Source organism: Acinetobacter sp. BD54, assembly GCF_044778325.1.
Taxonomy (GTDB): Bacteria; Pseudomonadota; Gammaproteobacteria; order Pseudomonadales; family Moraxellaceae; genus Acinetobacter; species Acinetobacter baumannii.
In genome coordinates, this window is sequence record NZ_JANJEP010000004.1 from 333,452 (window position 1) to 359,099 (window position 25,648).

Below are 25,648 nucleotides of genomic sequence, written 5' to 3' on the forward strand. Positions count from 1 at the left end.
ACCGAATCGATAATCTCTCTTACATTTTAATTAAGGCTGATAATAAATATCGGCATCGTTACCTTCACCACCTTCTTTACCATCTGCGCCAAATGAATATAGATCAAAAGGATGGCCGTCTTTTCCAGGTACGACATATTGGATATCATTTTTCCAGCTGTCTTTAGGATAACCACCTTTCACATAACCACCCGGCATCCAGTTTTTTGCTGTAGCAGGTTGATTAATAAGCGCATCTAAACCACCTTCTTGCATGGTTGGGAAATGCCCATTATCGAGCTTGTATTGATCTAAGGCACCCGCAACCCCTTTCAAGGTAATTTGAGTCGTATCAATTTTAGCTTTTTCACTACGGCCCATGACGTTCGGTACGATTAAAGCAGCCAACACGCCTAAGATTACAATCACGACCATAACTTCAATAAGCGTAAAGCCTGAGGCACGTTTCATTCGAGCACGGGTCGAACGTGTCACAAGTCCGAAAGCACTTGAAGAGCAAACATCTGATACAGAGCTATGCTCGGAATGGCACGTTGGTTCAAACTGATTTGAAACCACAGATTCACTATGTTGTTTCATCGCTGTTTCGCTTTGAATATTTTTTACTTTCATCATTATCTCTAATATCAAAGTTATTAAATCATATTGTTCATATTTACGATTGGCAGCATAACCGCAATTACAATAACCAGTACGATGCTTGCCATTAAAACTAGCATTAGCGGTTCAAGTAATGCTAATAAGGTTGAAATAAATGTCGTCACCTCGCGGTCTTGCATGGTCGACGCACGTTCAAGCATACGGTCAAGCTCACCTGATGCCTCACCACTTCGAATCATTTGTACCATCATTGGGGGGAAATAACCACTGCGCTCCAGTTGCGTACCGAGGTTTCCGCCTTCGGTAACACGTTCAGCCGCTTGGGAAATTGAATCACGGATGACCCAGTTATTGGTCACAGCAGCACCAATTTTTAAGGCATCTACCAATGGCACGCCTGAACGAGTCAAAATAGATAAAGTACTGGCAAAGCGCGCAGCATTAATACCACGGGATAGTTTACCGAATAATGGCAATTTGAGTGTTAATCGATCAAAAGCATAATGTCCCGCAGTAGTTTTTAAAAAACGGACAAAAGCTACCACCCCTACAATTGCAAAAAGAATAATAAATACCCATGCATGACGGATAAAATCACTCGCTTTCATTAAAGCAACTGTAATCCATGGTAAGGCATCTTTGCTTTGATCGAAGGTTTTTACAATCTCTGGGACCACATAAGTCATTAATCCCATCACAATACCGAAAGACATCAGCATTAAAATGATTGGGTAAATCATGGCACCTTGAACTTTCTTTTGCATGGCAAAACGGTTCTCGGTGTAGTCTGATAGCTGATCTAAAATGAGATCTAAGTGTCCTGAACGCTCACCTGCGGCAACAGTAGCAATATAAAGGTCAGGAAAACGCCCGGACTGTTGCATCCCTTGTGCAAGTGAATGTCCTTCCAATACTTTTGAACGAACTGAGAGTAAAAGATTTTGCACATGTGCTTTTTCACTTTGTCTGCTCACGGCGCGGAGAGCTTCTTCTAAAGGAATTGCAGCAGCAACCAAAACCGAAAGCTGTCTGGTCATGAGCGCCAAATCGTAAGCACTAAACTTTTTTTGGAATAATCCGTGGCTTTGATGCTTATCTTTTTGTTCAACCGGGTCAACGCTAATCGGAGTCCATGCTTTATCGCGTAATTGTTGGCGAATCTGACGTGCCGAGTCTCCTTCAAGCACCCCCTTTTGCTGCTTCCCTGAAGCATCAATAGCAGTAAATTGATATGCAGGCATGGTAATGTTCTAATTTTCCAAAAATAATAGTCGCTGCTGTTGCATCTATGCTACGCAATCATTCATATTCATTCTATAGCCTGTGTAGAATACCCAAGTCCTCTTCACGACGCTATGCCGTTTTTTAAAATTGACGAAATGAGCCTCTATGACCATAACGCCAAAGCCTGATTCAGTTGTTTATCGTGTGCGTGTTGCCGTACCTGTGCATCTGTACGACACTTTTGACTATACACTCACCAAAGCACAATATGAACGGGCTCAAGTAGGTTCACGCGTCGCAATTTCATTTGGACGGCAAAACCTGATTGGTATCATTACTGAAAAAGTTGACCCACAAGAAACATTTACAGGTAACTTTCAGCTTAAGGCCATTTCTGAACTTTTAGATGATGAGCCTATTTTAGATGAACAAGTTTTAAATTTATTGACATGGTCAGCACAATATTACCAATTTCCGATTGGCGAGGTGATGCAGACTGCTTTACCTGCGTTATTGCGTCAGGGCAAACCCATGGATGTTTTATTTCATCTATGGAAAATCATTCCATGTGACAATGCCGAAGCTTTATTAAAACGCTCAATCAAACAGCAAGATGCTTATCAAATTTTAAAATTACATCCTGCCGGAACCACTGAAAATATTCTCAATTTAAGTGGTGTAGAAACTGCAACACTTAAAGCACTACAAAAGAAAGGTCTCGTAGACTGTACGCTTGAGCCTCATGACTTTAGTCCATCCCCTGTGCAATTGGCGCAAATGCCACTCACGCTCAATGAAGACCAAAAGAAGGCCACTCAGCACGTCCTTAATGCACAGCATCAATATCAAGCGTTTTTGTTGGATGGTTTAACCGGAAGTGGTAAAACTGAAGTTTATTTGCACATCATGCATGAAGTGCTAAAGCAAGGTAAGCAAGTACTGGTATTAGTTCCTGAAATTGGTTTAACCCCTCAAACTATTTCGCGCTTTAAGTCTCGTTTTAACTGCGACATTGCTTTATTACATTCGGGGTTAAATGACTCTAAACGCCTACAAGCCTGGCAACAAGCACAGACTGGAAAGGCCTCTATTATTTTAGGAACACGTTCAGCTATTTATACCCCGCTGCCACGTTTGGGTATGATCATTTTAGATGAAGAACACGACCTGTCTTATAAACAACAAGAAGGTTTCCGTTACCATGCGCGTGATGTCGCGCTTTATCGAGGACATTTACAAGGCTGTCCTGTTCTTTTAGGTTCGGCAACTCCAAGCATTGACAGTTATCACTTAGTCGAAACTGGCAAGTTAACTGCACTTCAGCTGAACCAGCGTGCAGGCCATGCGCTTTTACCAAAAATGCATTTGATTGATCTTAAAATTGTCAAAAAACAGCATGGTATTAGTCAGCCTTTAATCGAACAGATTAAAAATACCCTAGCAAGAAAAGAACAGGTTTTAATTTTCTTAAACCGACGTGGTTATGCACCTGTTCTGGTCTGTGAAAGTTGTGGTTGGCAAGCGAATTGTCCTCATTGTGATGCGCATTTTACGTTGCACACTCAGCCTTATTCTTACTTACATTGCCACCACTGTGGCACAGTTCATCGCTTGCCAGACCACTGCCCTGAGTGTCAGCAAAAAAGCCTCAAAACTTTAGGTGCTGGCACAGCCAAGGTTGAAGAGCATTTACAAGAATTATTCCCAGATCATGATGTGATTCGGGTCGATCGTGACAGCACCAGCCGAGTCGGTAGCTGGCAAAAAATTTATGATCGCATTCAACAAAATAAACCTTCGATTTTGCTCGGTACGCAAATGTTGGCAAAAGGTCACCATTTTCCGCATGTGACCTTGGTTGCTATTTTAGACATCGATGCAGGTTTATTGAGTGTCGATATTCGAGCGCCAGAGCGTACTGCTCAATTGATTGTACAAGTGGCTGGTCGTGCAGGTCGTGGAGAACATAAGGGGCATGTTTATTTACAGACTTTAAGGCCAGATCACCCTTTATTGACCACACTTATTGAAAAAGATTATCGGGCAGTCGCGAAACAAACATTGGCTGAGCGTAAAGTTGCATTACTGCCGCCTTATCTCTATGCCGTACTTATACGCGCTGAATCGAAAGATCGCGACTATACCTTGCATTTTTTAAATGAAGCTGCCGAGCAACTTCGCCAAATAGCAGGTGGTATTGTTGATATCTGGGGACCAATTCCAGCGCCAATGGAACGTAAAGCGGGACGTTACCGCGCACATATGGTGATTTTGTCTGCTGACCGCGCTCGTCTGCATTTTTACTTAAGACAATGGTGGGCTCAATTGGTCCATGCGCCTAGACAGCATCAACTCAGACTCTCAATTGATGTTGACCCGCAAGAATTTAGTTAGATGATTTGAATATCATGGTGTGAAGAACACTTTTTCCCTTTACACTTAAAAAAGATCAATACATTCGGGGCAATGAATGTCATTCCTACTGCAAGCAACTATTTTTCTTGGAGCATCTCTGATTTTAGTCCCTTTGGGCAAACGCCTAGGGATTGCAACAGTTTTAGGTTATTTATTTACGGGCATACTTCTTGGCCCGAGTGTGTTAAATATTGCCCATGACCCTGAGGCCATTATGGAGTTGGCTGAATTTGGGGTCATTTTACTTATGTTCCTGATTGGTCTAGAGCTCCGCCCACAACGTTTGTGGGAAATGCGTGACTCTATATTTGTGATGGGAAGTTTACAAGTCGTGATTACGGGCATAATTCTTATGCTCACCGTATTGCTGCTATTTCAACAACACCTTGCTGCCAGCTTTGTGATTGGTTTTGCGCTTGCGCTGTCTTCTACGGCCTTTGTATTACAGCTTCTGACTGAGAAACAACAGCTCAATACCACCTACGGTCAGCAATCGTTTTCAATTTTGCTTTTTCAAGACATTGCAGCAATTCCATTACTTGCGGTAATTCCTCTTCTGGCAGGAACCGAATCTACCCATCATGGTATTGCTTATTTTGCAGCCATCATCGCGACTTTTACCGGCTTGTTCCTATTTAGCCGTTATGTCATGCGCCCATTTTTCCGTTTTGTCGCCAAGAGTGGTGCGACTGAACTGATTACGGCTGTAGGGTTATTTATTATTCTTGCCGTTGTGTTACTGATGGACACTTTAGGCATTAGCACAACATTAGGTGCTTTTCTTACCGGGGTTCTTTTAGCCGACTCAGAATTCCGTCATGAGCTTGAAGCGAGTATTGCACCGTTTAAAGGGCTCTTACTTGGCTTATTCTTTATGACCGTAGGTATGACGACACAATTGTCGTTACTGATTGAAATGCCGTGGCTCATTATTGGTGGAGCAATCGGCCTACTCGTCATCAAAACCCTCGTTTTAACTGCCATTGCCCGCTATAAAAAGTACAGTTGGAACAATAGCTTGTTACTCGGGACTTGCTTGGCTCAAGGCGGTGAATTCGCTTTTGTAATTTTGAGCCTAGCAAAAAGTGAAAAGATTTTAACGGATGCCTTATTAGAGCCTGTCACGTTGATTGTGACCTTATCAATGGTCCTTACCCCAGTGATTTACTGGATCATGGCCTGTAAGATCATTCCCCTTTTTCATAAAGAATTGCCACCTGAATATGATGAGATTCCTCAGCAAGATAACCCAATTATCATTGCCGGTTTTGGGCGCTTTGGACAAATTATTGCGCGTATTGCCCGCTTACAGCATTTAGGCTTTACTGCCATCGATAACAATCTTCATCAAGTGGACTTTGTTCGACGTTACGGCGGTAAGCTCTATTATGGTGATGTCACCCAGCCTGACTTACTTCGCTCAGCAGGGATTGAAAAAGCGAAAGTATTTATTTTAGCAATTGATGATGTCGAAGACTCTATGAATGTCGCACGTCATCTTAGATTGAACTATCCAAACCTAAAATTACTGGCTCGTGCCCGTGACCGCCACCATGTGCACCTATTAAGAGACTTAGGTGTTGAACATATTTGGCGTGAAACCTATTTATCATCATTAGGTATGGCTTATCGTGCTTTACGCGAACTCGGTATTTCCGATGAACAAGCTTATAACAATATCGAAATCTTTCGGGATTATGATGAGAAATTACTCGTACAGCAGCAAAGCATTTATACCGATGAACAAAAGGTTTTTGAAACCCATCGTAATGCTCTGGCAGAACTTGAACACCTATTTGAAAGCGATGCACAACAAGCCACATCGAAGCACGACGTTAACTTAAAGCGTCATTTACAACCAAATCGTATCGACATTACACGAGATCACGAAGAATAACTTGAGATTTCGCAAAATGGCTATATTAAGGACTTATTCACATTGCCTAAATGATTGCGACAATCGGTACAAGAGTTGCCGTTGTCCTGCTTGCAGCTTCGCTGCATTCCCTAAGCCTGATTAAACCGAAATTGTTATAATCTGCTTAGGGCCCTGGAGAATATTATGTCTGATTTACGCCAACGCTTTTATATAGAGGACTTTCCTGTTCGCGGTGAAGTGGTTCATCTAGAAGAAGCATTAAAAACTATTTTAGCTCAACGCGACTACATGCCTGCGGTTCAAATTCTATTAGGCGAGATGTTGAGCGCTACAGCATTACTTGCGAGTACTTTAAAAATCAAAGGTCGTATCAGCTTGCAAATCCAGGCTAACGGCTCTTTCAAATGGGCTATGGCAGAATGTAACCATTTAGGCGAAGTTCGTGCTTTAGCAGACTACGAAACAGATCCACGTTTTGGTGAAGCAACAGATAGCAGCACTGTTTTAGCTGCTTTGGTTAACCCTGTTTTATTTATTAACATTGAACCTGAGCATGGTGAGCGTTATCAAGGGATTGTACCTCTTGATCAAGCAAATTTAGCTGGCTGTTTAATGCAGTACTATGACTTGTCTGCACAAATTCCAACTCGAATTGTACTGGCAAGCACCGCACAGCGCTCAGGTGGTTTGCTCATTCAGTTATTACCTCGTCATGATGAGGAAGAGCAAAAACTGGTTGATGAAGATTTATGGCCACGTTTAACCATGCTAACTGAAACGCTTAAGTCAGAAGAACTAACAGAGCTTTCAGCAAATGAGATCTTGTATCGTCTTTATAACGAAGAAGAAGTACGTTTACCAGAAGTTGAACACTTAAAATTTGGTTGTACTTGTTCTAAAGAACGCTGTGCCAAAGCCCTCATTCAAATTGGTGTTGATGCTGTTCATGAAACATTGGAAGCACAAAACCCGATTCAAATGGATTGCCAGTTCTGTAACACCCGTTATGAGTTCACTGCTGAAGAGGCACTGGGTCTGTTTGGTGAACATTTGAGTTAATCACCTACTTCATAAAAAGGCGGGTAATCCGCCTTTTTATTTATCTATAATTTTTTTGATGATAATTTTCAGCATGTTATTTTAAATCAGTTAATATGAGCTTACTTGATAACCCAATAAATAAGATGCTTATATCTCATGAATTATTTTGATTATTTTCTCTTTATTTTTAGTGTCATTATTATGATTGCGACCCCTGGCCCTGTCATGATTTTAGTGGCAAGTGCCGGACTTAAAGGTGGTTATAAAAAAGCACTAGAAACCATTTTTGGTACAAACCTTGCCTCTCTCGTTTTAATTTTTATTTCAGTACTCGTACTTAAAGGCGTATTGGGTATTAATGAAAACTATTTAAATATTATTCGTATTTTAGGCTGCCTATATATTGGTTATTTGGGTTTTAGTATTCTCAAAGAAGTCATTCAAGCCCCTCATCCTGAAGCAATTCAAACCGTTTCTGCTCAAAATGGCGGTTTTAAAAAAGGCTTTTTAGTGGGTATTTCAAACCCTAAAGATATTATTTTCTTTTCAGCTTTCTTTCCGCAATTTGTTTCTATTTCACCTCATCTAGATTTAAGTTTAACTATTCTTACGCTGACATGGATAGTTTTAGACTTTTTAACGCTATCTTTAGTCTATATATTTTTCCGCCGCCTCTCGAACAGCCATTTATACCCGAAGATCCTCGGTTTATGTGGTCTATTACTGTTAGTTATTGCCGTTTACGGTTTATATCAGACATTCATTTAAACAATGAGAGGCATAGCTCTCACCGTTCTATATCTCTTTTATTTTGCTCGCCCGATTTCGTACGAGAACAACTCTTATACAATCTAGCTCATTGAAAGCTTTAAAAATCGTTTCATAATGAAATAAACAACACCATCGTGATAAAACATTATGGCCAAAAATTATTATGAAGAATTAGGGGTTAAACGAGAAGCCTCAGCTGATGAAATTAAAAAAGCGTATCGGAAATTAGCTCGTAAATATCATCCCGACATCAGCAAAGAAAAAGATGCAGAAGAAAAGATGCAGGCAATTAATGTTGCCTACGACACCCTAAGCAACCCTGAGAAAAAAGCTGAATACGACCAAATGTTAGACCACCCACAAGGTTTTAATGGTTTTGGTCAAGGGGCAGCTCAAGGTGGTTTCGATGGTGCCAGATTTTATCGTCAAGGTTTTACGGGTGGTGAGCAAGCAGACTTTAGTGGCTTTGAAGACTTATTTGGACGCTTTGGTGCAGGCTTTGGCGGTGGACAACAGCAATATCAAAGACAACAACGTAGTTATCGAGGTGAAGACCAGCATGCCAGCATAGAGGTCGATCTTGATATTGCTTACCATGGATCAACACAACACATCACCCTGCAAATTCCAACCATCAATGCTTATGGTGAGCCAGAGGTACAACGAAAAACCTTACAGGTAAAAATACCTAAAGGCATGAAAGAAGGACAGCAAATTCGCCTAAGTGGACAAGGACAAAGTGGTATTAATGGTGGTGCCAACGGCGATCTTTATATCGAGATTCAATATAAAGATACAGATCGTGTGCATGTCGAAGGCAGTGATGTATATTTGACTGTAGATGTAGCGCCATGGGAAGCCGCATTAGGGCAAGGCATTGAAGTAAAAACACCTGCAGGACCTTTACACGTCAATTTACCTAAAAATGCAAAACAAGGACAACAGCTACGTTTAAAAGACAAAGGGATACCAAATAAAACGCCAGGCCATCTTTATTTAATTTTAAATATTGTATTCCCACCGGCGCATTCTGAAAAAGAAAAAGAAGCCTATCAGCAATTGGCAGAAGCCTTTGCTTCATTCGAACCTCGTTCATCTCATTAGGGAGCAAGATCATGACAACCATCCATTATCGAGAAATTGTATGTGACGGCCACACCTTTAGTGCTGAAGTCGTTGATGAACAATGTACATTTGACTTGCAACAGTTTGCTCAAGCCTGTGGTCAAAGCCCAGACTGGATTCTCCAGCTCATTGAGTACGATATTTTAGCGATTGATACACCACCTGAAAAACATCAATTTATGGGTGAAGATGTTATTCGCGCTCGTAAAGCATATCGTTTGCAACGTGACTTTGACGCAAGCCTTGCAGCTGTTGCGGTGATGTTAGATTTGATTGATGAAGTGCAACAACTTAGAAAACAGTTGAAGCATTTTCATTGAGGAATAGCATTAATACAGCATAAAACCCTAGTTGAAATCTGATAGTCGGGAAAGCCATCTGCAACCTGCGTGGTATCAATCAGATAATGGTTTTGTAATACTGTTATTTAAAAATAGGTATTGAACAGGTTTTGCAGATGGTAATGGTTTTGCCTACTTTTGCCGAAACAAAAGTAGGTCGAACCGAAGGTTAATGACTATATTAAATAACAAGTCAGCAAGACCCCGTCGTGCAGAAATAAAAATTTACTTCAACCGAGTAATCTTTTCCACTTCCTTTAAAGTCTGCTTAATCGGTTCATATTCCAAAAACCAAAACAAATTCATACGATCTTGGCGGTGCTGCTGCGCCAGTAAATCAATCACACTTTTTTCACCACGCCCCACCAAATGCTGCCGATAAAAATAGTAGAGCAATAAAATGGTACTTAGCAGCATAACCCCGAGCATAATCCAAAAACCTACTGGTGATTTAAGCCCCGGAATAAACTCAAAGTTCATTCCATAAATACCCGTTAAAAGCGTAAGCGGCGCAAACACAGCAGTAATAATGGCAAGAATACGCATGTTCTCATTGGTTTGGTTAGCAATTGCCGAGAAATGCAAATCTATTGCCGATTGAATCGCACTACGTAAACGTAAAGTATGTTTTTGAATACGTTCGACATGACTCATTAAATCGTTTAAACGCACTAATAAAAGGTCTTGAGAACTATGCGTCTTCTCTCCAATAACATGATGATAGTTTTCTACAATTTCATCACGAAACTCTTGTAAGGTTTCAATTTGTTCTTCGCATAGATTTTCGACTTGCTGAAAGGCCATATTTTCATGAAACAGTTGATGCCACTGTTTAAACCGCCGATTCCCTTGTAATAGCTGTTGTTGCCAATGCTCGACCCTTCTGGTCAAAGGTGAACGAATATCAAGATAACCATCCACCATACTATTGAGCAGACGTAAACACAGATCTACAGGTGAATTAGGCAGCTTACGGGTTTTATTTTGCTCTTCGAGAGTTTTACATAAAATATTTTCAAGACGCTGAATATAGTTTTCAATCGACTTGTTGCCCTGCTCACGTACGCTAATAAGTACTTTAGGCGTAAAAATAAAACTGATCGGTGTGGTGGCTAAACCAAATACACTCTCATGTGATTCGCCATTTTTAATTTCATCATCCGGCGTTACGAGTTTTCTAAAAATAAGCAGGTCGTATTCTTCAAGCGTATCAAAAGCACAAGGATGTTCGATATTCGCAATATCTCGCATATGAAACTCATTAATGGATACATCTGCAAGTTGCTGAATTTTTTGTTGCCATTCTTCATTCTGGCTCACAACATCCGATCTCACACTATCAATCCAGAAAAACTCCAGAATATGTTCAGTGTGCTTTTCACGGCTTATAAAAACATAGCCGTCGCTTTGATGACGATAAAAATAATAAACCTGCATACCATGTCGATCTATTGGTGTATTACTTGCATCATGCCATAAAAAAAGCCCGCATCAAGCGGACTTTTTTAGTGAGTTAAGCAATTATGCTTGCTCAATATCTTTCATAGTCAACTTGATACGACCACGGTTATCAACGTCTTGAACCTGTACTTTTACTTCCTGACCTTCTTTAAGAACATCAGTTACGTTCGCAATACGCTCATTAGAGATTTGCGAAATATGAAGAAGACCATCAGTACCCGGCATGATGTTTACAAACGCACCGAATTCTACAATACGAATTACTTTACCGTCGTAGATCTTACCTGGTTCAACTTCAGCAGTAATTGCTTGAATTTTCGCAATTGCAGCTTTAGCAGCAGCTTTAGTTTCACCAAATACGCGAACTGTACCGTTATCTTCAATATCAATAGCAGCTTTAGTTTCTTCAGTGATTTGACGGATTGTTGCACCACCTTTACCAATAACATCACGGATTTTATCCGGATTAATTGTAATCACTTCGAATGTTGGAGCATGCATTGAAATTTCAGGACGAGCACGTGAAATTACTTTGTTCATTTCATTAAGGATATGCATACGACCAGCAAATGCTTGGTTTAATGCAACTTCCATAATTTCTTCAGTAATACCTTCAATCTTGATGTCCATTTGAAGTGCAGTAATACCGTTTGCAGAACCTGCTACTTTAAAGTCCATGTCACCAAGGTGGTCTTCGTCACCTAAAATGTCAGAAAGTACTGCGAAACGCTCGCCTTCCTTCACTAAGCCCATTGCGATACCAGCAACTGGTGCTTTAAGCGGAACACCTGCATCCATAAGTGATAATGACGCACCACATACAGAAGCCATTGAAGATGAACCGTTAGATTCAGTAATGTCAGATACAATACGAATAACGTACGGGAAGCGGTCAGCTGCAGGAAGAACTGCTTGAACACCACGACGCGCTAAACGACCATGACCAATTTCACGACGCTTAGGACCAGATTCACGGCCTGTTTCACCTACTGAGTAAGCAGGGAAGTTGTAGTGCAACATGAAGTTGTCAGTTTTAGTACCAGCAAGGGTATCAACCATTAATGCATCACGAGTATTACCCAAAGTCGTTGTTACTAACGCCTGAGTTTCACCACGTGTAAATAATGCAGAACCGTGTGCACGCTCAAGTACGCCCACTTGTACATCTAACGCACGAACAGTTTTGGTGTCACGGCCATCAATACGTGGTTTACCAGATAAAATGTTGTCACGTACAGTACGGTATTTAAGATCTTCAAATAAGTAGTCTACTTCGTCAGCAATACCGTCTACATCTTCTTCAGGAACGAATTGAGCAACAGCTTCAGCATGAAGTGCATCTAATGCTGCATAACGATCTTGTTTTACTGCAATGGTATAAGCTTCTGAAATTTTTGCTTCAAATGCTTCTTTTAATTTTGCACGTAATTCTTCGTTGTGTGCAGGAGCAACCCAGTCAGATGGTTTCGCACCAGCAGCAGCTGCAAATTCATTGATCGCTTGAATTGCAATTTGCATTTCGTCATGACCAAAAAGAACCGCACCTAACATTTGGTCTTCTGAAAGTTCTTTCGCTTCAGATTCAACCATCAATACAGCAGACTCTGTACCAGCAACCACAAGGTCAAGGTCAGACTGAGCCATTTGCTCAAAATTCGGGTTTAAAACATATTCGCCGTTGATTAAACCAACACGTGCTGCACCGATTGGGCCACGGAATGGAGTACCTGCAATTGCCAACGCAGCAGAAGTACCTAACATTGCTGCAATATCAGCTTCCATCGTTTTGTCAGAAGAAACCACAGTTGCAGTTACCTGAATTTCGTTGTAGTAACCTTCTGGGAACAATGGACGAATTGGACGGTCAATAAGACGTGAAATTAAAGTTTCAGCTTCTGAAGCACGACCTTCACGCTTACCATATCCACCAGGGATACGACCTGCTGCATATTGTTTTTCTTGATAGTTAACTGTTAAAGGGAAGAAATCCTGACCAGCTTTTGCTGTTGGAGCAGCAACTACTGCTACCAATACAGTTACACCACCCATTGTGATTAAAACTGTATTTGCTTGACGTGCAACGCGACCCGTTTCTAAAACGACTTGATGCTGACCGAATTGGAATTCTTTACGAACGATGTTAAACATTGACATGTATTGTATTTTCCTAATTTTATTCTAGTGAGACCCCTAAGGTTTGGCATTCAGGCTACAACTATCGGTAGGTAAATGACAAAGCTTAGAAGCCATCACACTAGACCAAAAATTTTAAATAATATTAAACGCAAAGAAGGAGCGCACAAGCGCCCCTTCTATAAATCGCCTAACAGTTTATTAGACGAAACTTTCTTTTCAGAAACAAAGCATAGCAACATGCGATAAACCGAAAACAAAGCAAAATCGAATTAACGACGTAGACCTAAAGCACCGATCAAAGCAGTGTAACGCTCGTGGTCTTTACCATTTAAGTAGTCAAGCAATTTACGACGTTGGTTAACCATACGGATCAAACCGCGACGGCTGTGGTGGTCGTGTTTGTGAGCTTTGAAGTGACCTTGTAAATCATTGATTTGAGCAGTCAATAAAGCTACTTGTACTTCTGGTGAACCAGTGTCGTTTTCAGCGCGAGCAAATTTAGCAATGATCTCTGCGCGGTCTGCATTAGTTAAAGCCATTCGATTTCTCCGAGATGCTTAAAAAATAAAATGATATGAATCAGTTGAGCGCAACTGACTGCCGTGCATCACTACAGCAAGTTGCCTATTTTAAGGTATCTATATATGGATTGCAAAATAGTTTTCTGTTACCTGTCATTTTAGACACTGACATCAGCCCCTTAACCCTGCACACTTGGCCTTGAATAAAAAGAAAGAAACGCGAGGGACGTGTGAAAATATTTTCGACCAATACCTGTCCGGTACCGAATGACCTTGAATCGGTCATTCATCACAAAGATGAAGTACCTGCCGAACTAGGTGGAATGAGTGAACAGCAAGTTCAAAAAATCTGGAAAAGTATTGAGTCACTCTATAAAACCGGAAACTATCCGCTCATTACTTTTTGCTTACGTCGACAGGGGAAAATTTTATTAAATCGAAGCATTGGCTATGCTCAAGGAAACTCGCCGGCTGGTCTGCAAGAGAATGCACTCATCGCAACGCCGGATACTCCCGTTTGTCTATTTTCAGCATCCAAAATGATTACTGCCATGTTAATTCATCTTTTAGATGAAAAAGGCGAAATCAACTTACTTGACCCCGTGAGCTATTATATTCCCGAGTATGGGGTGAACGGAAAGCGCCGCGCGACAATCTTTCATTTATTATCTCATCGTGGAGGTATTCCTTATGTTGATGGAGATGTCACACCTGAACTGCTTTTTGATAAAGATGAAATTTTAAGGCGTTTATACGCAGCAAGACCTGTTTCTCCAGCGGGAAATCACCTCGCCTATCATGCAGTAACGGCAGGTTATATCTTAGGAGAAATTATTGAACGGGTTACAGGGCAAGACCTTCGCCAATTTGTGCATGAGACTATTGAGAAACCGATGGATATGCCCTATTTTAACTATGGCTTAAAACAAGAATATCGTGCTGAAGTTGCTCTTAATTGTGCAACAGGTTTACATCCGCGTTTAGGAACAGATCATTATCTCAATCATGTACTAGGTGGAGGTTTACAACTCGCTGTAGATGTCACTAATGATAGCCGTTTTATGGATACCATCTGCCCCGCCGGTAATATTTATACCAGTGCAGAGCAAGCTGGACGCTTCTTTGAAATGCTTTTAAGTGGGGGAAGCTACCAAGGCAAACAAATTTTAAGCGAGAAAACAATTTTTAGAGCAACACTCCCTACCACAGGAGTTAACATTGACCGAACTTTATTAATACCGATGCGCTATGCCTTAGGACCAATGCTAGGCAGTAATCCGGTAGGCTTATTTGGTCCAATGACTGGACAAGCTTTTGGTCACCTCGGTTTTTCCAATATTTTGTGTTGGGCCGACCCAGAACGTGATATCAGCGTTTCTTTGTTAACTACTGGCAAATCTGTGGTCGGTACCCACCTTCCTGCCCTAGCTAATCTGCTTTATCAAATTTCGACTCAATGTCCACGAATTCCTAGAGATCAACGCCGTTCACTATTTGGTAGTGATTCGCATGAAACCGATCTGGTATAGCTAAAATCAACCCAGCGACAAAATAAAAAACCCAAGCATTTCTGCTTGGGTTTTTGGCGCTGTAGTTGTTGTTTATCGTGTTTATCGCTGTTCTTATTGTTATGTGTGAGATGCTTTCCACATCCTTCTTCTCGTTTTACTCACTTCCGTTGTTTTAGTTCTATTTCCTTATGGGATGTATTTTGTCATATCCAATTATGAAGAAAAGTAGTATTTTTCTTATCATCATGTAAGCGAAAACGTACAGGTCTGTCTAATATTTATCGTTTATCTGTAAATACTAAATAACATACGGTTCTGTATAACATTTAACTTAACAATTCACGCGAAAAATGCTTATTTAAGAATCATATTACAAATAAATATATTAAAAATTATTGAGTTAAATAATTGATAATATAAGCAAGAAATAGGGTGAGTCATCTAAAGATTTATTCTGATATTTTGGTGGGGTTAAGACTTAAATATAAAAAAGCCCTGTAGTCTCTCCCAAAACTACAAGGCTTAGCGGCTGTAAGTTTCCTCTTTATTCACCTACATCATTGTAAGTTCGCAGTCTCTCGACTTAAGTTATTATTATTGTGCGATTTTGCCCGACATTCCTTGCCAAGCTCGTTGTGCGTTTATAATCTCAAAAACAGGGTGGGTTCTCTAGCAGCAAATATCTCGAATCCATGTAAGCTTTTTCTTACAAGGGTCAAAATATTAAGTTTGGCTTAACGAACTAACCGATTAACTTTTTCAACTAAACCGCTTTTTCTTGTCGTGCGAACTGTAAAAGATTGAAGTAACGCCTCTGGATCGACCAATAAACTCACTACTTTTTTGGCTCGTGTAATCGCAGTGTAGATCAACTCTTGGCTTAACAAATTCTTGGCAGCCTGATCAAGAACAACAGCTGTATGGGTAAATTCAGAACCTTGTGATTTGTGAATTGTTAAGGCAAATGCACTTTGAATACTTTTAGGTAGCCGATTTGCAGCAACCCACTTATTTAAACTTGGGAAATACACTTCAAACTGTTGCGGCTGAGTTCTATGTTCAAAACATAAACCAATGTCACCATTTGAAATGCCAAGCTGGTAATCGTTATAAGTCATCATAACCGGACGGCCAACATACCATCCTCCTAAAGTCACAATACCTAGCTGTTGTTGTAACCAGCGTTCGGCATATTGATTAAGTTGCTGTAAACCAAATGGCCCATGACGTACGGCAGTTAAAATACGGTAGTCATCGAATGACTTAACGATATTTTCAATATGTTCAAATGAACGATCATCTTGTATATAAGCTTTTAAGCTTTGCACATAGCCTTGAAAACCCACCATCAATTTTTGGTAGTAAGTTTCTAGCGCTATAGGTGACTCTTCGGGTAAGTATTCAAGCTGAACCACATCGGGCATATCAGCTTCTAAAGGTATTGAACGTAACTCTGAAACTTGAACAATATCGATTTCAAATTGTTGTAAAACTTGCTCATGGTCAATTTGACTGGTTTGCATTTGAATAAATCGGGCAACCTGACCAATCAAAGCCCCCTCCGCAAAACGACGGCTGGTTTGAAGGTGAACACGGTTTTCAGACAAAGCCTCGATTTGCTGTAAATCTGCAAGTACCGCTCCGACGTCTACAGAAGCAAGCTGGTTGGCATCGCCTAATAAAATAATTCGACAAGACTCAGGAACCGCTTCAAATAATAACGTTGCCAGATTTAAGTCCAGCATAGAGGCTTCATCCACCACAATAACGTCATAAGGCAAAGGCTGTTTTTGATTAAACCGTGGAGTTTGACTATGCCCCATACCTAATAATCGATGGATAGTTTGGGTACTTTGGTTTCTTAGCTCATCACTTATTAATCCCGACTCAAGCAGTTTGGGATCATTAAACGAGTTTTGTAAGGCTTCTTGCATACGCTGTGCAGCTTTTCCCGTCGGAGCAGCCATCGCCACACGGATATGCGGAATTGCCTGACTAAGCACAGCAATAATACGAGCGAGCGTATAGGTCTTACCTGTACCCGGTCCACCTGTAATAATACTTAAGCTCTGCCGAGTCACCATTTGCAAAGCAGCTTGCTGATGAGGATCAGTTAATAAGTCTAAATGCTCTTCACATGAAACAGGTTGAATTGGTTGTTGCTTTAATCGGCGAATTTGCTCAGCTAGACGTTGCTCTAGGTTCCAATATCGGTATAATGCCAACCCCTGCCCGTCGTGGACACAAGGGGCAACTTGAGACTTAGCTTGTTCAGCAGATATCACCAGTTGGCCAAGTGTTTCTATTTGCTCTGGGCTAATCTCAATACAACTGTCACCCTGCAAGCTCGCTTCAATTAGCTGCTGCAAAAAATAAGCTGCCTCTGGAGCTTGTGTCTGTGCAGTAAACGGGGCTTGATTTAGAAAGGTACTCCAAGTCGTTAACCAGCTTAAATCGCTTTGTTCAGGGCTATTTAGATTGTCCACACACTTATCCACCTAGTTTTCCACACGCTTGTCCACATGGTTATAGACAGGCTTATCCACACCCCAAGTATTTGTTAATTCTAAAATTAGATCATTTATCAGCATTTTTTATGCAATTTTATCCTCAGCAAAGTACCCTAAAATAGCATCGAGTCGTAGAACAAATTCTGTACTTGGCTGCCAATAATAATAACCTTGCTCAGCTTCGCCATTCATACCGCGTAAGTAAAGATAAGTTGCCCCACCTAAGTGTTGTTCAATATCATAATTCTGCATTTTGACTTTTAAATAACGATGTAACGCAACCAAATACAGGCCTGCTTGTAGCCAATAGCTGGCTAAAGACATACTTTGTGCAATACTTTCTACACTGTAATCAGCAAGGTTTTCACCCAAGTAGTTACTCTTATAGTCAGCAATGTGATAACGCTGTCCATCAAAATAAACCAAGTCTATCGAACCATTTAAATAGCGTGCAGAACGAGCCTCTAATAACTCTGGCATTTCCATACCATATTCAGCAAACAGCTGCTGAATACGTTTCATGGCTAGTACACGATCTGACAGTGCCAAATAAAAAGGACACTCTGATAAATAGTGCTCTGGCTGTAACTGATTTAGGCGAAAGCCTTGATATAACGGCGTGCTTAAAATCTCTTGCAACCATTCGGCCACAGCGTGATAAAGCGAATATTCCGCTTCTTGTTCTTCGGGAAAGCTTTCTTGGTATTTGATTAATAAATCTTGCCACAAACTACTGTAGTCATTTTTAAAACGACGACGTATTTCGCTTACCCACTCATCTGAACATTGAAAATCAATATGCTCAAAAATTTCATGTAAGAAATTACCTGCGAGCGTCCCTCTTGGAAAATTGCTTTTGATCCAGCTAATTGGCTGTGCTGCGGGCGCCTCAACAGAAATAACCTGATCGAGTTCATCTTCGGCTAAAACAGCTTCATGGCTCTGACTCGCGAGTAAATCTGTACCTACTTTATGTCTTAAATGCTGTGCCAGATAACTAAAACTGGTTTTGCCTCTCGAATAAAAGCGCTGATCAGGAAAATGCTGCGCCTGTATCTCAATAATATTGATGTGTTGATTTAAATGTCTTGCAGCAGGTGGTTGCTCCAAAATTATTTCATCGGTACAACAACGGTGCTGGAATGGTTCCGCTCTGTTTTTCCAAAATGCCAAACCTGAAACAGACTTGCCATCCGTATCTTGTAAGAGCGCATAAACACGATGACTTGCCCGGGTTAAAGCAACGTACCATAGACGGTTTTGTTCCGCCAAAGCCCGTTCTTCATGCTGCTTCAACTCGATTTCGTTTAAATATGTTTTATCGGCAATCGCAACAACACGTTGTGTTAGGGTTTGAGCCGACTCCGGAACCGTTATATCTTGGGTCGAGAAGTTAAGTGTTTTGTTATTTTCCCGAAATGGCTTGTCGGCCCCGAGCAAAAAGACAATTTTAAACTCAAGACCTTTTGACTGGTGAATGGTCATGAGCTGTACGCCAGCTTCACTCGACAACCTATGCTCTAACTCCCATTCACGATCAAGCGGTGATTGTAATTGCTTGAGATACCAGTGATAGAGATTTTGCGCGCCCTGATATTTCTCGCTATGTTGGCTCAAAATTTCGGTCAAATGACGCAAGTTCACCACAACCCGCTCATTATCTTTACTCTGGACAGCAACCAGATTTTTCCAAATGCCAAATTGGTTTAAACATTGCTGCCATGCTACTAAAAAGCCCTGAGCTGACCACAATTCCCGAATAGTATCAAAACCCGTCATAAACTGGCTTAAACCTTCGGCCGTTTGTTCGAGTTGCAACAGCTGTTTAAGGTCCATAGCAAATAAACGGCTAATCAAAGCTCGTTTCACTTTGGCCTCATCGTAAGGATGAAGAATCGCAGTGAGTAAGGCCCCAATATCCTGAGCAATTGTGCAATCAAAAACACTTCGTTTTGATGGCCGATTAACTCGTATTCCTAAACGTTCTAATTCAAATTGAACTTTATCAAGTCCATCATGATTACGCGACAAGACCGCAATATCATCTTCATTTAAGGTTTGAGTCTGAGCATCTTTTTGAAAATAAAGTTGTCCTGCATGTGACTGATTGAGTAAATCACGTATTTTCCACGCGACTTGCTGTGCTTCCGTTTCCTTGTCTTTTAGCATGAGCCAACGTAAAGGATGCGGATTAGGCTGGTTTTGATCAATTAAAACCGGATGAGGTCGAGTCCCTGCCCGAATCGGGTCATATTGAACCTGTTCACCAAAGTCGATTTGCCTTTGAAATAACGCATCAACCACTTCAACCAAGTCAGCGACTGAACGGTGGTTATGAATTAACTTATATTCGCGACCATGCTTTGCCTGAATATCTTTGTAGGCATTCAAGAAGGTGAGCATATCCCCACCACGGAAACCGTAAATTGCCTGCTTACGGTCACCCACCATAATCATGCAACCTTTTTGGTAACGTTCTGGATGACGCCAAATGCTGGCGAGCATGTCGTCTTGGTCTTGGTTGGTGTCTTGAAACTCATCAACCAAAATTAAGGGGTATCGAGCCTGCACAAATACGGCGAAACGTTGCCCCTGCTCACCCTTTAAAGCTTCTGACAAAGTGCGAATTTGCTGAGAAAAAGTCGTCTCGCCCTTGTTTTGTAAAACCTGTGGTAAACGTTTTTTAACCTCTACACACAAATAGGCTTTTAAATAAATATGAAGCTGATCGAACTGTTCAGCATAGTTTTTCAGCACACCAAACAACTGCTGAATCTGCTGAATACAAGGATGCTGATAAAATCCATCCGAAATTTCGGCAGGACATTTCTTGAAAACTTTCTGATCGGCAAGTTGGTCTAAAAACTTAAAAACGAGTTCCCGATGTACTGCCAAAGACCCATCAAAAATTAAAATACTGTCGCTTTGCTTTAAAACTTGTAATAACTGTGGCAAACATTCACTAAATAACTTATTAAATGCTCCATTACGAAATATTGTGCCGCTTACATGTTTATAGTGTTCGCCATCAAGCGAGTAATATGGTTCTAGAAGACTGATATCAATTTCTGCTGCCAGCTGTTTGAGCTGAGCAAGCTGTTCAAACTGAATGGTAGGCTTTTCGGGAAGTTTAAAGTGAGCCGAACTAAAATTCAGTGAGTCTTCGACCAGTTTGACAAAACTGTCGACACTTTTTAACTCACCTGCCAGATACAACGCATCAATCACGGTTTGAGGCTGAGACTGTATCCATTCACGTAAAACATCATGAATCAGTTGTCGGCTATAGGTTTTAGCATCATCGGTAATTTGAGCACGTTCAATTTTGCCACTTTCAAAGGCAAACTCACGTAATAGCTTTTGGCTAAAGCTATCAAGTGTTCCGACAAACAGCTCATCTAACTGATCGATAACGAGCTTTAAACGCTCACAGGCATAGGCAATACGTGTCGCAAAATGCTTGAGAACATGTTGGAGTAATAAGTCAGATTCTTGCTCGGCCTGCAAAAGAATCTCTTTTTCAGTCAAGCTCCGCTTGGCATCTAAGTAACGGTAGGTTTCGACCAAACGTGCACGAATTCGGCTTTTTAACTCAGCCGCAGCCGCACGGGTAAAGGTGGTCGCAATGACTTGGCCCGGTAAATATTTCTCAAGAAAAATACGAACCATTAAACTCGACAGTGTATAGGTTTTCCCGGTACCCGCCGAAGCCTCAATTAAATGCAGTCCACTAAATTCAATATCAATAATAGGTTGATAAGACACCTGTACTCTTGAGTTCATGCCTTACTCCGAATGTTGAAATTGAAAAACCGGATGATACAGGTCATAGGCAAACTCATCACAAGCATGTTGAAGTAATGCTTGTGCATCTTGTTCTTGCAAAATGAAACGCCAGTCTTGATGTAACTTACACGCTTCATTTTGTGTCATATCGATAGAGGTAAATGTCCCCGTTTCATTCCAGTATTTTAACAGCTCCGCATAGCTCTTCTCATCCAGTTTTATTTTTTCTGTCGGATTTGTTGTTTCCCACTGATATGCTTTGGCTTTTTCAAGTGGCTTTAATAATAAAGCTGCTGGTAACACGAGTGGCTGCTGTTGAGCATAACGCCAGATTTTAAACCACGGTTGTAAATACTGCCGAGCTTGCTCTGAACTAATACCCTTACAGATGACGGTTTGGTCACTAAAAACCACAATGCGGCGTCTTTCAGCTCCTGCACTTCCTTCATTTAAATAGGCCAACCAAAGCAGGTACTCTAACCAGACTTTTGCACGTCTTTTTGCCCGAGCACTTGATGCTTCCATGCTGACCCAATCCTGAGTTTCAGATTTTGGCACCGTAATATTCATATGTAGCTGTTTGGCAATTCGCCACACACGCTGAGTCGTTTGTGTCACGGCTGGCGCGTAATGATGAAGGCGCTCAAGCAAACATTCCTGTTCAAAAATGCCCTGTTGCCATGCGCTGTATTGAACTTTGCCTACAGGCAACTGATCAAGTAGAACTTCAGGCTGTGCCTGCTGTTCGTTTTGCTGTAAAAAATGCCGAATGGTATAACGGCCCAAACCATCTAAAAGCAAAGGTTCATTCTGATCTAATACGCCTACATTTCCTAAGTTTTCTACGCCCAAAGTTTTTAAATATAAGCGTGCAGGAAAAGTCACATCCTGTATCCACTGATGGCTGTCTAAAACCAACATGTCAGGTATTTCTAAAGGATAAGATATATTTGTCCAAGGCTTGAGAACACCGGAAGCTTGCTGAATTCGCATCGCCACGTTAAACCAGTGATCTTGATAACGAATATAGCGGTTTTCGGCCATAAAACCTTTAGGGTCAAACGGCTGTAAATAATGTAAGTGATAGAGCTGTTTTAATTGAGAGGGAATTTCAATACCTTCAATCACTTCTCGATCGGGTGCATTTGGTTCTGGCTTTACAATAAGTGCAAGATGCTCGCGAAACTCTTGAAGAATACTAGAAGGATCTCTCACCTCACCGTCATTGACATCAAAGCCGTTATAAAACAGCCATAAGTTTTCTTGAGCTAAAAGTAGGGCATCTAAGAAAGCGCCTTGGTCATCCTCAAGACGGGAACGATCACCTAATTGTTGACGTAAGGCATCCATCAAATCAAATGGCACATGGGTGTCTCGATTTGGAAACTGCCCTGCATCAAGGTTCAACATCACAATTAAACGATAAGGCAAAGGACGAATTTGTCCAATCTGGGCAAAGGTAATCTGTCCAGTCGGTTCAGCTTGAGCCGTTTGATTTTCTAAAGTTCGCTGAATCTCATCTAGAATATAAGGCAAAGGCAAGGTGATTTTACGTAAGGTGCCTGTTTCTGTCTCGGCATAGTAGCTTGCGAGCGTTAACATACGCACTTGTTTTTTTACAATTTCCCGCGCAGTTTTTAAAGCAGCCACACCGGCCTGCTCAAACTCGACAATATCTTGCGAGAGTATTTGCAGCCAGTATTCCACCGTATGACTTTTTTTCTGCTCATGCATAATGAGCCAGTCACGGCGTTCATTTAAATCTTGATAAATCTGAATGAGCGTACCAATAAGCTCAAAATCGCCCGGTTGAACCTTAGCGTAACTCAGCACCTGATTAAATGTAGCATGTTCAGGAATGGCTATGCCGAGCGCTAACCGCTCTAAAGCAAATTTAAAGCTATATCGATAATCATCATCGCCGTCACATAAACTACGTTTCAGATGCTCTGCATCAAGTCCACGTTTAAACCCTGCATCAGCAAGTAAAGTTAAAATTCGCTCTACTTGAGCATATTCAAGTGCATAACGCTGTTGAGTCGCGTGTAAACCAAGCCAGTCAGCAAACTCATCAAAGCTAAATCGCCCTTGCATAAGGTGAATACGCCCAATCACGGCACGCCATGCATTAAGTGCATCGAGTGAGGCAATTCCTGCTATTTTGACAGGCAAATGCACGCCTTGCTCAGTTGCAGTAGCAGGAAAAACACTTCGTATTAAAGGCTCTACTTCTGCCAAATTAGGAACTAAAACCAAAATATCATTTGGACGACGTGGCTGTTCGTGCGGTTTTGCCAACCAGCCAATCAATTGTTCTTTCAATACTTCAAGTTGCCGTAATGTCGAATGGCAAATATGAATCTGAATTGAGTCATCGTTAGGGGCAAGTTCATATTGCTTGGCTTGGGGTTCCACCAAGTGCAAAATATCTGACTGAACTTTGCCAAGTAAACTTTCAGGAAAATCATCGACAAAAGCATCCACCCACTTACCCTCTTCACCTGTAGATAAGTTTGAGAGTAATGAGAAGTGGTCGCGGGCTTGTTTGCCCAATCTGGTTAACAGTGGATGTCTTGACTCACGCGCCTCAGCATTAAAATTAAGCGTAAATTTATTAAAGAAATCGGCAATTTCCGCATCGGTCGCTTGGGGGTTCTTTGCTATAAAACGCTCTTTTACCCCTAAGTCATAGCGCTGTTTCCAGAGTGGGTCGACACTATCGGCCCAATATTCTTGCGAAGGGTTATAGTGCAAAATCAAAACATCAATGTATTGCCCTAAACGACGTAAAAACTGAAGCTGGCTGGGTGGTAAATCCAGTAAAGTAAAAATGACTATTTGCTCCGGCAAACGAGCCAATGCCTTCTTCTGGCGCTCAGGATGCTCTAACTCTTGCCAAAACAACTCATCAATTTGCTGCATTTGCATAAAATCATCATGAAAATGCTGCTGCCATAACCAGCGCTGCCAACGTTCTAACTCTTGGGTTTGCTGCAAAGTAAATGCCGAAACTTCTTTATCTTTATGGGCAATATACTTTTCGATATCGAGTGATCGCCCTTGTCCCCATGCTGCTAACCAGTTATTTGGACAAGTACACATATTTTCACAACCACGCTGGCACTGTCCCCGATAGACCATGTAGTTACTAAATAAATCGGCAACCTGCTCGGCAACCCAATACAACATTTTTTGCTTTTTTAGCTGCTTCTCAATACCTTGTTCAAGCCGATCTGCGCTGTCATAAATACGTTGAACAATAGAATGCAGTGGATGAGAGCTATCTATGCTCATGACATCAGGCTGAATAAATTCCTGTAAGGCTTGATGTACACGCCATTTAAAAATCAAGCGTGGAATATTGGCTTTACGAACCTGCTCCTTATGCGCCGTGAGGACCTGTTGATAGGCATACCACTGAAACCCGCGCACACGTTGGTGGAACTGGTAATTGGCGCTCATTCCTTGCTGTTCTGCAAGTTTTTGTATCAGCCATTGCTCGATGGCAGGACTTGGCACAATGAAATGCTGGGCTTTCAAAACCTGTAATGGATGCGTTGACGGCTGGGACGTAGATGCCAGTACACCCTGCAACAACACATCAATACGTTGACTTTGAATAACATGGATACCCATTTATTTCATATCCTACTCGCATAATTTATGCACAAAATCATAAACATTCATTACTATACAACTGAATCTGACTATGTCACGTTGGTTTAAACACAGCATAATCTCATTTTAGGTGTCACTTACCTTGTGTTGGCAAGGCACCTTCAGGGAACACATTACAGGTAAAACATTATGAAAATTGATAACATTCCTGACTATATTGATCCTAGCCTAAATCTGGAACAAATTCGCGATGAGTGCCAAGAACTCATTCAGAAAAGAGCTTACGTCTCTGCTGGTGCAGCAATTGTACCCATTCCTTTTTTTGACGTGGTAGTAGATTTGGGAATTTTGTCACAGCTTATTCCCGATATTAATTCCCGTTTTGGTTTAGCGCCTGAACATGTCAGTGTCTATGATCCAAAAACAAAAACAATTCACTGGGATGAATTACGAAAACGCGGCTTTCAATTTTCAGGCTTTGTGGTCGCTCGCACTACCGTTAAAAAAACCTTTAACGGTTTCTTTGGAAAGATTGTTACCAAACAAGTGACAAAATTCGTTCCACTAGGTGGGCAACTTGTCGCAGCAAGTTTAGGCTATTTTATGATGAAAAAAATAGCCCAAACTCATCTTAATGACAGCTACAACCTTGCTAAACGTATTCAACAAAAAAGTCGTGGCGCGGTTGTAAACTAAAATCCAACTTACG

General features: G+C 41.2%; 16 protein-coding genes. 8 read left to right on the plus strand and 8 right to left on the minus strand.

Features of this window, described 5'->3' with window-relative positions; translation table 11 throughout:
* Window positions 1-30 precede the first annotated feature (30 nt).
* The gene (gene gspG, locus NQ782_RS08935; RefSeq protein WP_031994182.1) at window positions 31-612 is read right to left on the minus strand and encodes a type II secretion system major pseudopilin GspG; all 582 of its coding nucleotides are present in this window, start codon (window positions 610-612) and stop codon (window positions 31-33) included.
* Between the two features lie 23 nt (window positions 613-635).
* The gene (gspF, locus tag NQ782_RS08940) at window positions 636-1,841 is read right to left on the minus strand and encodes a type II secretion system inner membrane protein GspF (RefSeq protein ID WP_001112089.1); all 1,206 of its coding nucleotides are present in this window, start codon (window positions 1,839-1,841) and stop codon (window positions 636-638) included.
* Window positions 1,842-1,989: 148 nt separating this feature from the next.
* On the opposite strand from gspF, the gene NQ782_RS08945 reads away from it, so the two are divergent.
* From NQ782_RS08945 to NQ782_RS08970, 6 genes are all read left to right on the plus strand, one after another.
* Window positions 1,990-4,218 carry a primosomal protein N' gene (locus NQ782_RS08945; protein WP_057093321.1) on the plus strand — a complete coding sequence of 743 codons (2,229 nt, stop codon included), beginning with the start codon at window positions 1,990-1,992 and terminating at the stop codon, window positions 4,216-4,218.
* A 76-nt stretch (window positions 4,219-4,294) separates the two neighbouring features.
* Window positions 4,295-6,136 carry a monovalent cation:proton antiporter-2 (CPA2) family protein gene (locus NQ782_RS08950; protein WP_057093319.1) on the plus strand — a complete coding sequence of 614 codons (1,842 nt, stop codon included), beginning with the start codon at window positions 4,295-4,297 and terminating at the stop codon, window positions 6,134-6,136.
* Between the two features lie 165 nt (window positions 6,137-6,301).
* Window positions 6,302-7,177, plus strand: a complete 876-nt coding sequence (locus tag NQ782_RS08955; RefSeq protein WP_001281765.1) for an Hsp33 family molecular chaperone HslO — start codon at window positions 6,302-6,304, stop codon at window positions 7,175-7,177.
* Between the two features lie 138 nt (window positions 7,178-7,315).
* A complete protein-coding gene (locus NQ782_RS08960) occupies window positions 7,316-7,927 on the plus strand; it encodes a LysE family translocator (RefSeq protein WP_001105722.1) in 612 nt (203 codons plus the stop codon).
* Window positions 7,928-8,077: 150 nt separating this feature from the next.
* Window positions 8,078-9,034, plus strand: coding sequence for a DnaJ C-terminal domain-containing protein (locus tag NQ782_RS08965; RefSeq protein ID WP_001107916.1), 957 nt, complete (start codon window positions 8,078-8,080; stop codon window positions 9,032-9,034).
* A gap of 11 nt (window positions 9,035-9,045) precedes the next feature.
* Complete coding sequence (locus NQ782_RS08970) at window positions 9,046-9,375, plus strand: chaperone modulator CbpM (protein WP_000207459.1); 330 nt, start codon at window positions 9,046-9,048, stop codon at window positions 9,373-9,375.
* Window positions 9,376-9,621: 246 nt separating this feature from the next.
* On the opposite strand, the gene NQ782_RS08975 is transcribed toward NQ782_RS08970, so the two are convergent.
* The 3 genes from NQ782_RS08975 to rpsO all read right to left on the minus strand — a co-directional run bounded on the left by NQ782_RS08975 (window position 9,622) and on the right by rpsO (window position 13,532).
* Entirely contained in the window at window positions 9,622-10,833 is a 1,212-nt protein-coding gene (locus NQ782_RS08975; protein WP_001198552.1) for a magnesium transporter CorA family protein, read from the minus strand.
* Window positions 10,834-10,917: 84 nt separating this feature from the next.
* Window positions 10,918-13,005 carry a polyribonucleotide nucleotidyltransferase gene (gene pnp / locus NQ782_RS08980; RefSeq protein WP_001985790.1) on the minus strand — a complete coding sequence of 696 codons (2,088 nt, stop codon included), beginning with the start codon at window positions 13,003-13,005 and terminating at the stop codon, window positions 10,918-10,920.
* Between the two features lie 257 nt (window positions 13,006-13,262).
* Complete coding sequence (rpsO, locus tag NQ782_RS08985; RefSeq protein WP_001229357.1) at window positions 13,263-13,532, minus strand: 30S ribosomal protein S15; 270 nt, start codon at window positions 13,530-13,532, stop codon at window positions 13,263-13,265.
* A gap of 212 nt (window positions 13,533-13,744) precedes the next feature.
* On the opposite strand from rpsO, the gene NQ782_RS08990 reads away from it, so the two are divergent.
* On the plus strand, window positions 13,745-15,043 hold the full coding sequence (locus NQ782_RS08990) for a serine hydrolase (protein ID WP_057093316.1): 1,299 nt from the start codon (window positions 13,745-13,747) through the stop codon (window positions 15,041-15,043).
* Between the two features lie 716 nt (window positions 15,044-15,759).
* Here the strand turns inward: NQ782_RS08990 and recD are convergent.
* The 3 genes from recD to NQ782_RS09005 form a co-directional block, all read right to left on the minus strand.
* A complete protein-coding gene (recD, locus tag NQ782_RS08995) occupies window positions 15,760-17,511 on the minus strand; it encodes an exodeoxyribonuclease V subunit alpha (protein WP_057093315.1) in 1,752 nt (583 codons plus the stop codon).
* Window positions 17,512-17,619: 108 nt separating this feature from the next.
* Window positions 17,620-21,318 carry a UvrD-helicase domain-containing protein gene (locus NQ782_RS09000; RefSeq protein WP_057093314.1) on the minus strand — a complete coding sequence of 1,233 codons (3,699 nt, stop codon included), beginning with the start codon at window positions 21,316-21,318 and terminating at the stop codon, window positions 17,620-17,622.
* Between the two features lie 3 nt (window positions 21,319-21,321).
* Window positions 21,322-24,957 (minus strand): exodeoxyribonuclease V subunit gamma, encoded by a 3,636-nt coding sequence (locus NQ782_RS09005; protein ID WP_057093311.1) that lies wholly within the window; start codon window positions 24,955-24,957, stop codon window positions 21,322-21,324.
* Between the two features lie 171 nt (window positions 24,958-25,128).
* Here NQ782_RS09005 and NQ782_RS09010 point away from each other — a divergent pair, with 171 nt between their 5' ends.
* The gene (locus NQ782_RS09010; protein ID WP_000687235.1) at window positions 25,129-25,635 is read left to right on the plus strand and encodes a hypothetical protein; all 507 of its coding nucleotides are present in this window, start codon (window positions 25,129-25,131) and stop codon (window positions 25,633-25,635) included.
* Window positions 25,636-25,648 lie beyond the last annotated feature (13 nt).

Coding starts and splice junctions, on each gene's coding strand:
- NQ782_RS09000 (WP_057093314.1), bottom strand. CDS start 21,318: ATGAACTCAAGAGTACAGGTGTCTTATCAACCTATTATTGATATTGAA.
- NQ782_RS08950 (WP_057093319.1), top strand. CDS start 4,295: ATGTCATTCCTACTGCAAGCAACTATTTTTCTTGGAGCATCTCTGATT.
- NQ782_RS08945 (WP_057093321.1), top strand. CDS start 1,990: ATGACCATAACGCCAAAGCCTGATTCAGTTGTTTATCGTGTGCGTGTT.
- NQ782_RS08975 (WP_001198552.1), bottom strand. CDS start 10,833: ATGCAGGTTTATTATTTTTATCGTCATCAAAGCGACGGCTATGTTTTT.
- NQ782_RS08970 (WP_000207459.1), top strand. CDS start 9,046: ATGACAACCATCCATTATCGAGAAATTGTATGTGACGGCCACACCTTT.
- NQ782_RS09010 (WP_000687235.1), top strand. CDS start 25,129: ATGAAAATTGATAACATTCCTGACTATATTGATCCTAGCCTAAATCTG.
- gspG (WP_031994182.1), bottom strand. CDS start 612: ATGAAAGTAAAAAATATTCAAAGCGAAACAGCGATGAAACAACATAGT.
- NQ782_RS08965 (WP_001107916.1), top strand. CDS start 8,078: ATGGCCAAAAATTATTATGAAGAATTAGGGGTTAAACGAGAAGCCTCA.
- NQ782_RS08960 (WP_001105722.1), top strand. CDS start 7,316: ATGAATTATTTTGATTATTTTCTCTTTATTTTTAGTGTCATTATTATG.
- NQ782_RS08955 (WP_001281765.1), top strand. CDS start 6,302: ATGTCTGATTTACGCCAACGCTTTTATATAGAGGACTTTCCTGTTCGC.
- rpsO (WP_001229357.1), bottom strand. CDS start 13,532: ATGGCTTTAACTAATGCAGACCGCGCAGAGATCATTGCTAAATTTGCT.
- NQ782_RS09005 (WP_057093311.1), bottom strand. CDS start 24,957: ATGGGTATCCATGTTATTCAAAGTCAACGTATTGATGTGTTGTTGCAG.
- pnp (WP_001985790.1), bottom strand. CDS start 13,005: ATGTTTAACATCGTTCGTAAAGAATTCCAATTCGGTCAGCATCAAGTC.
- gspF (WP_001112089.1), bottom strand. CDS start 1,841: ATGCCTGCATATCAATTTACTGCTATTGATGCTTCAGGGAAGCAGCAA.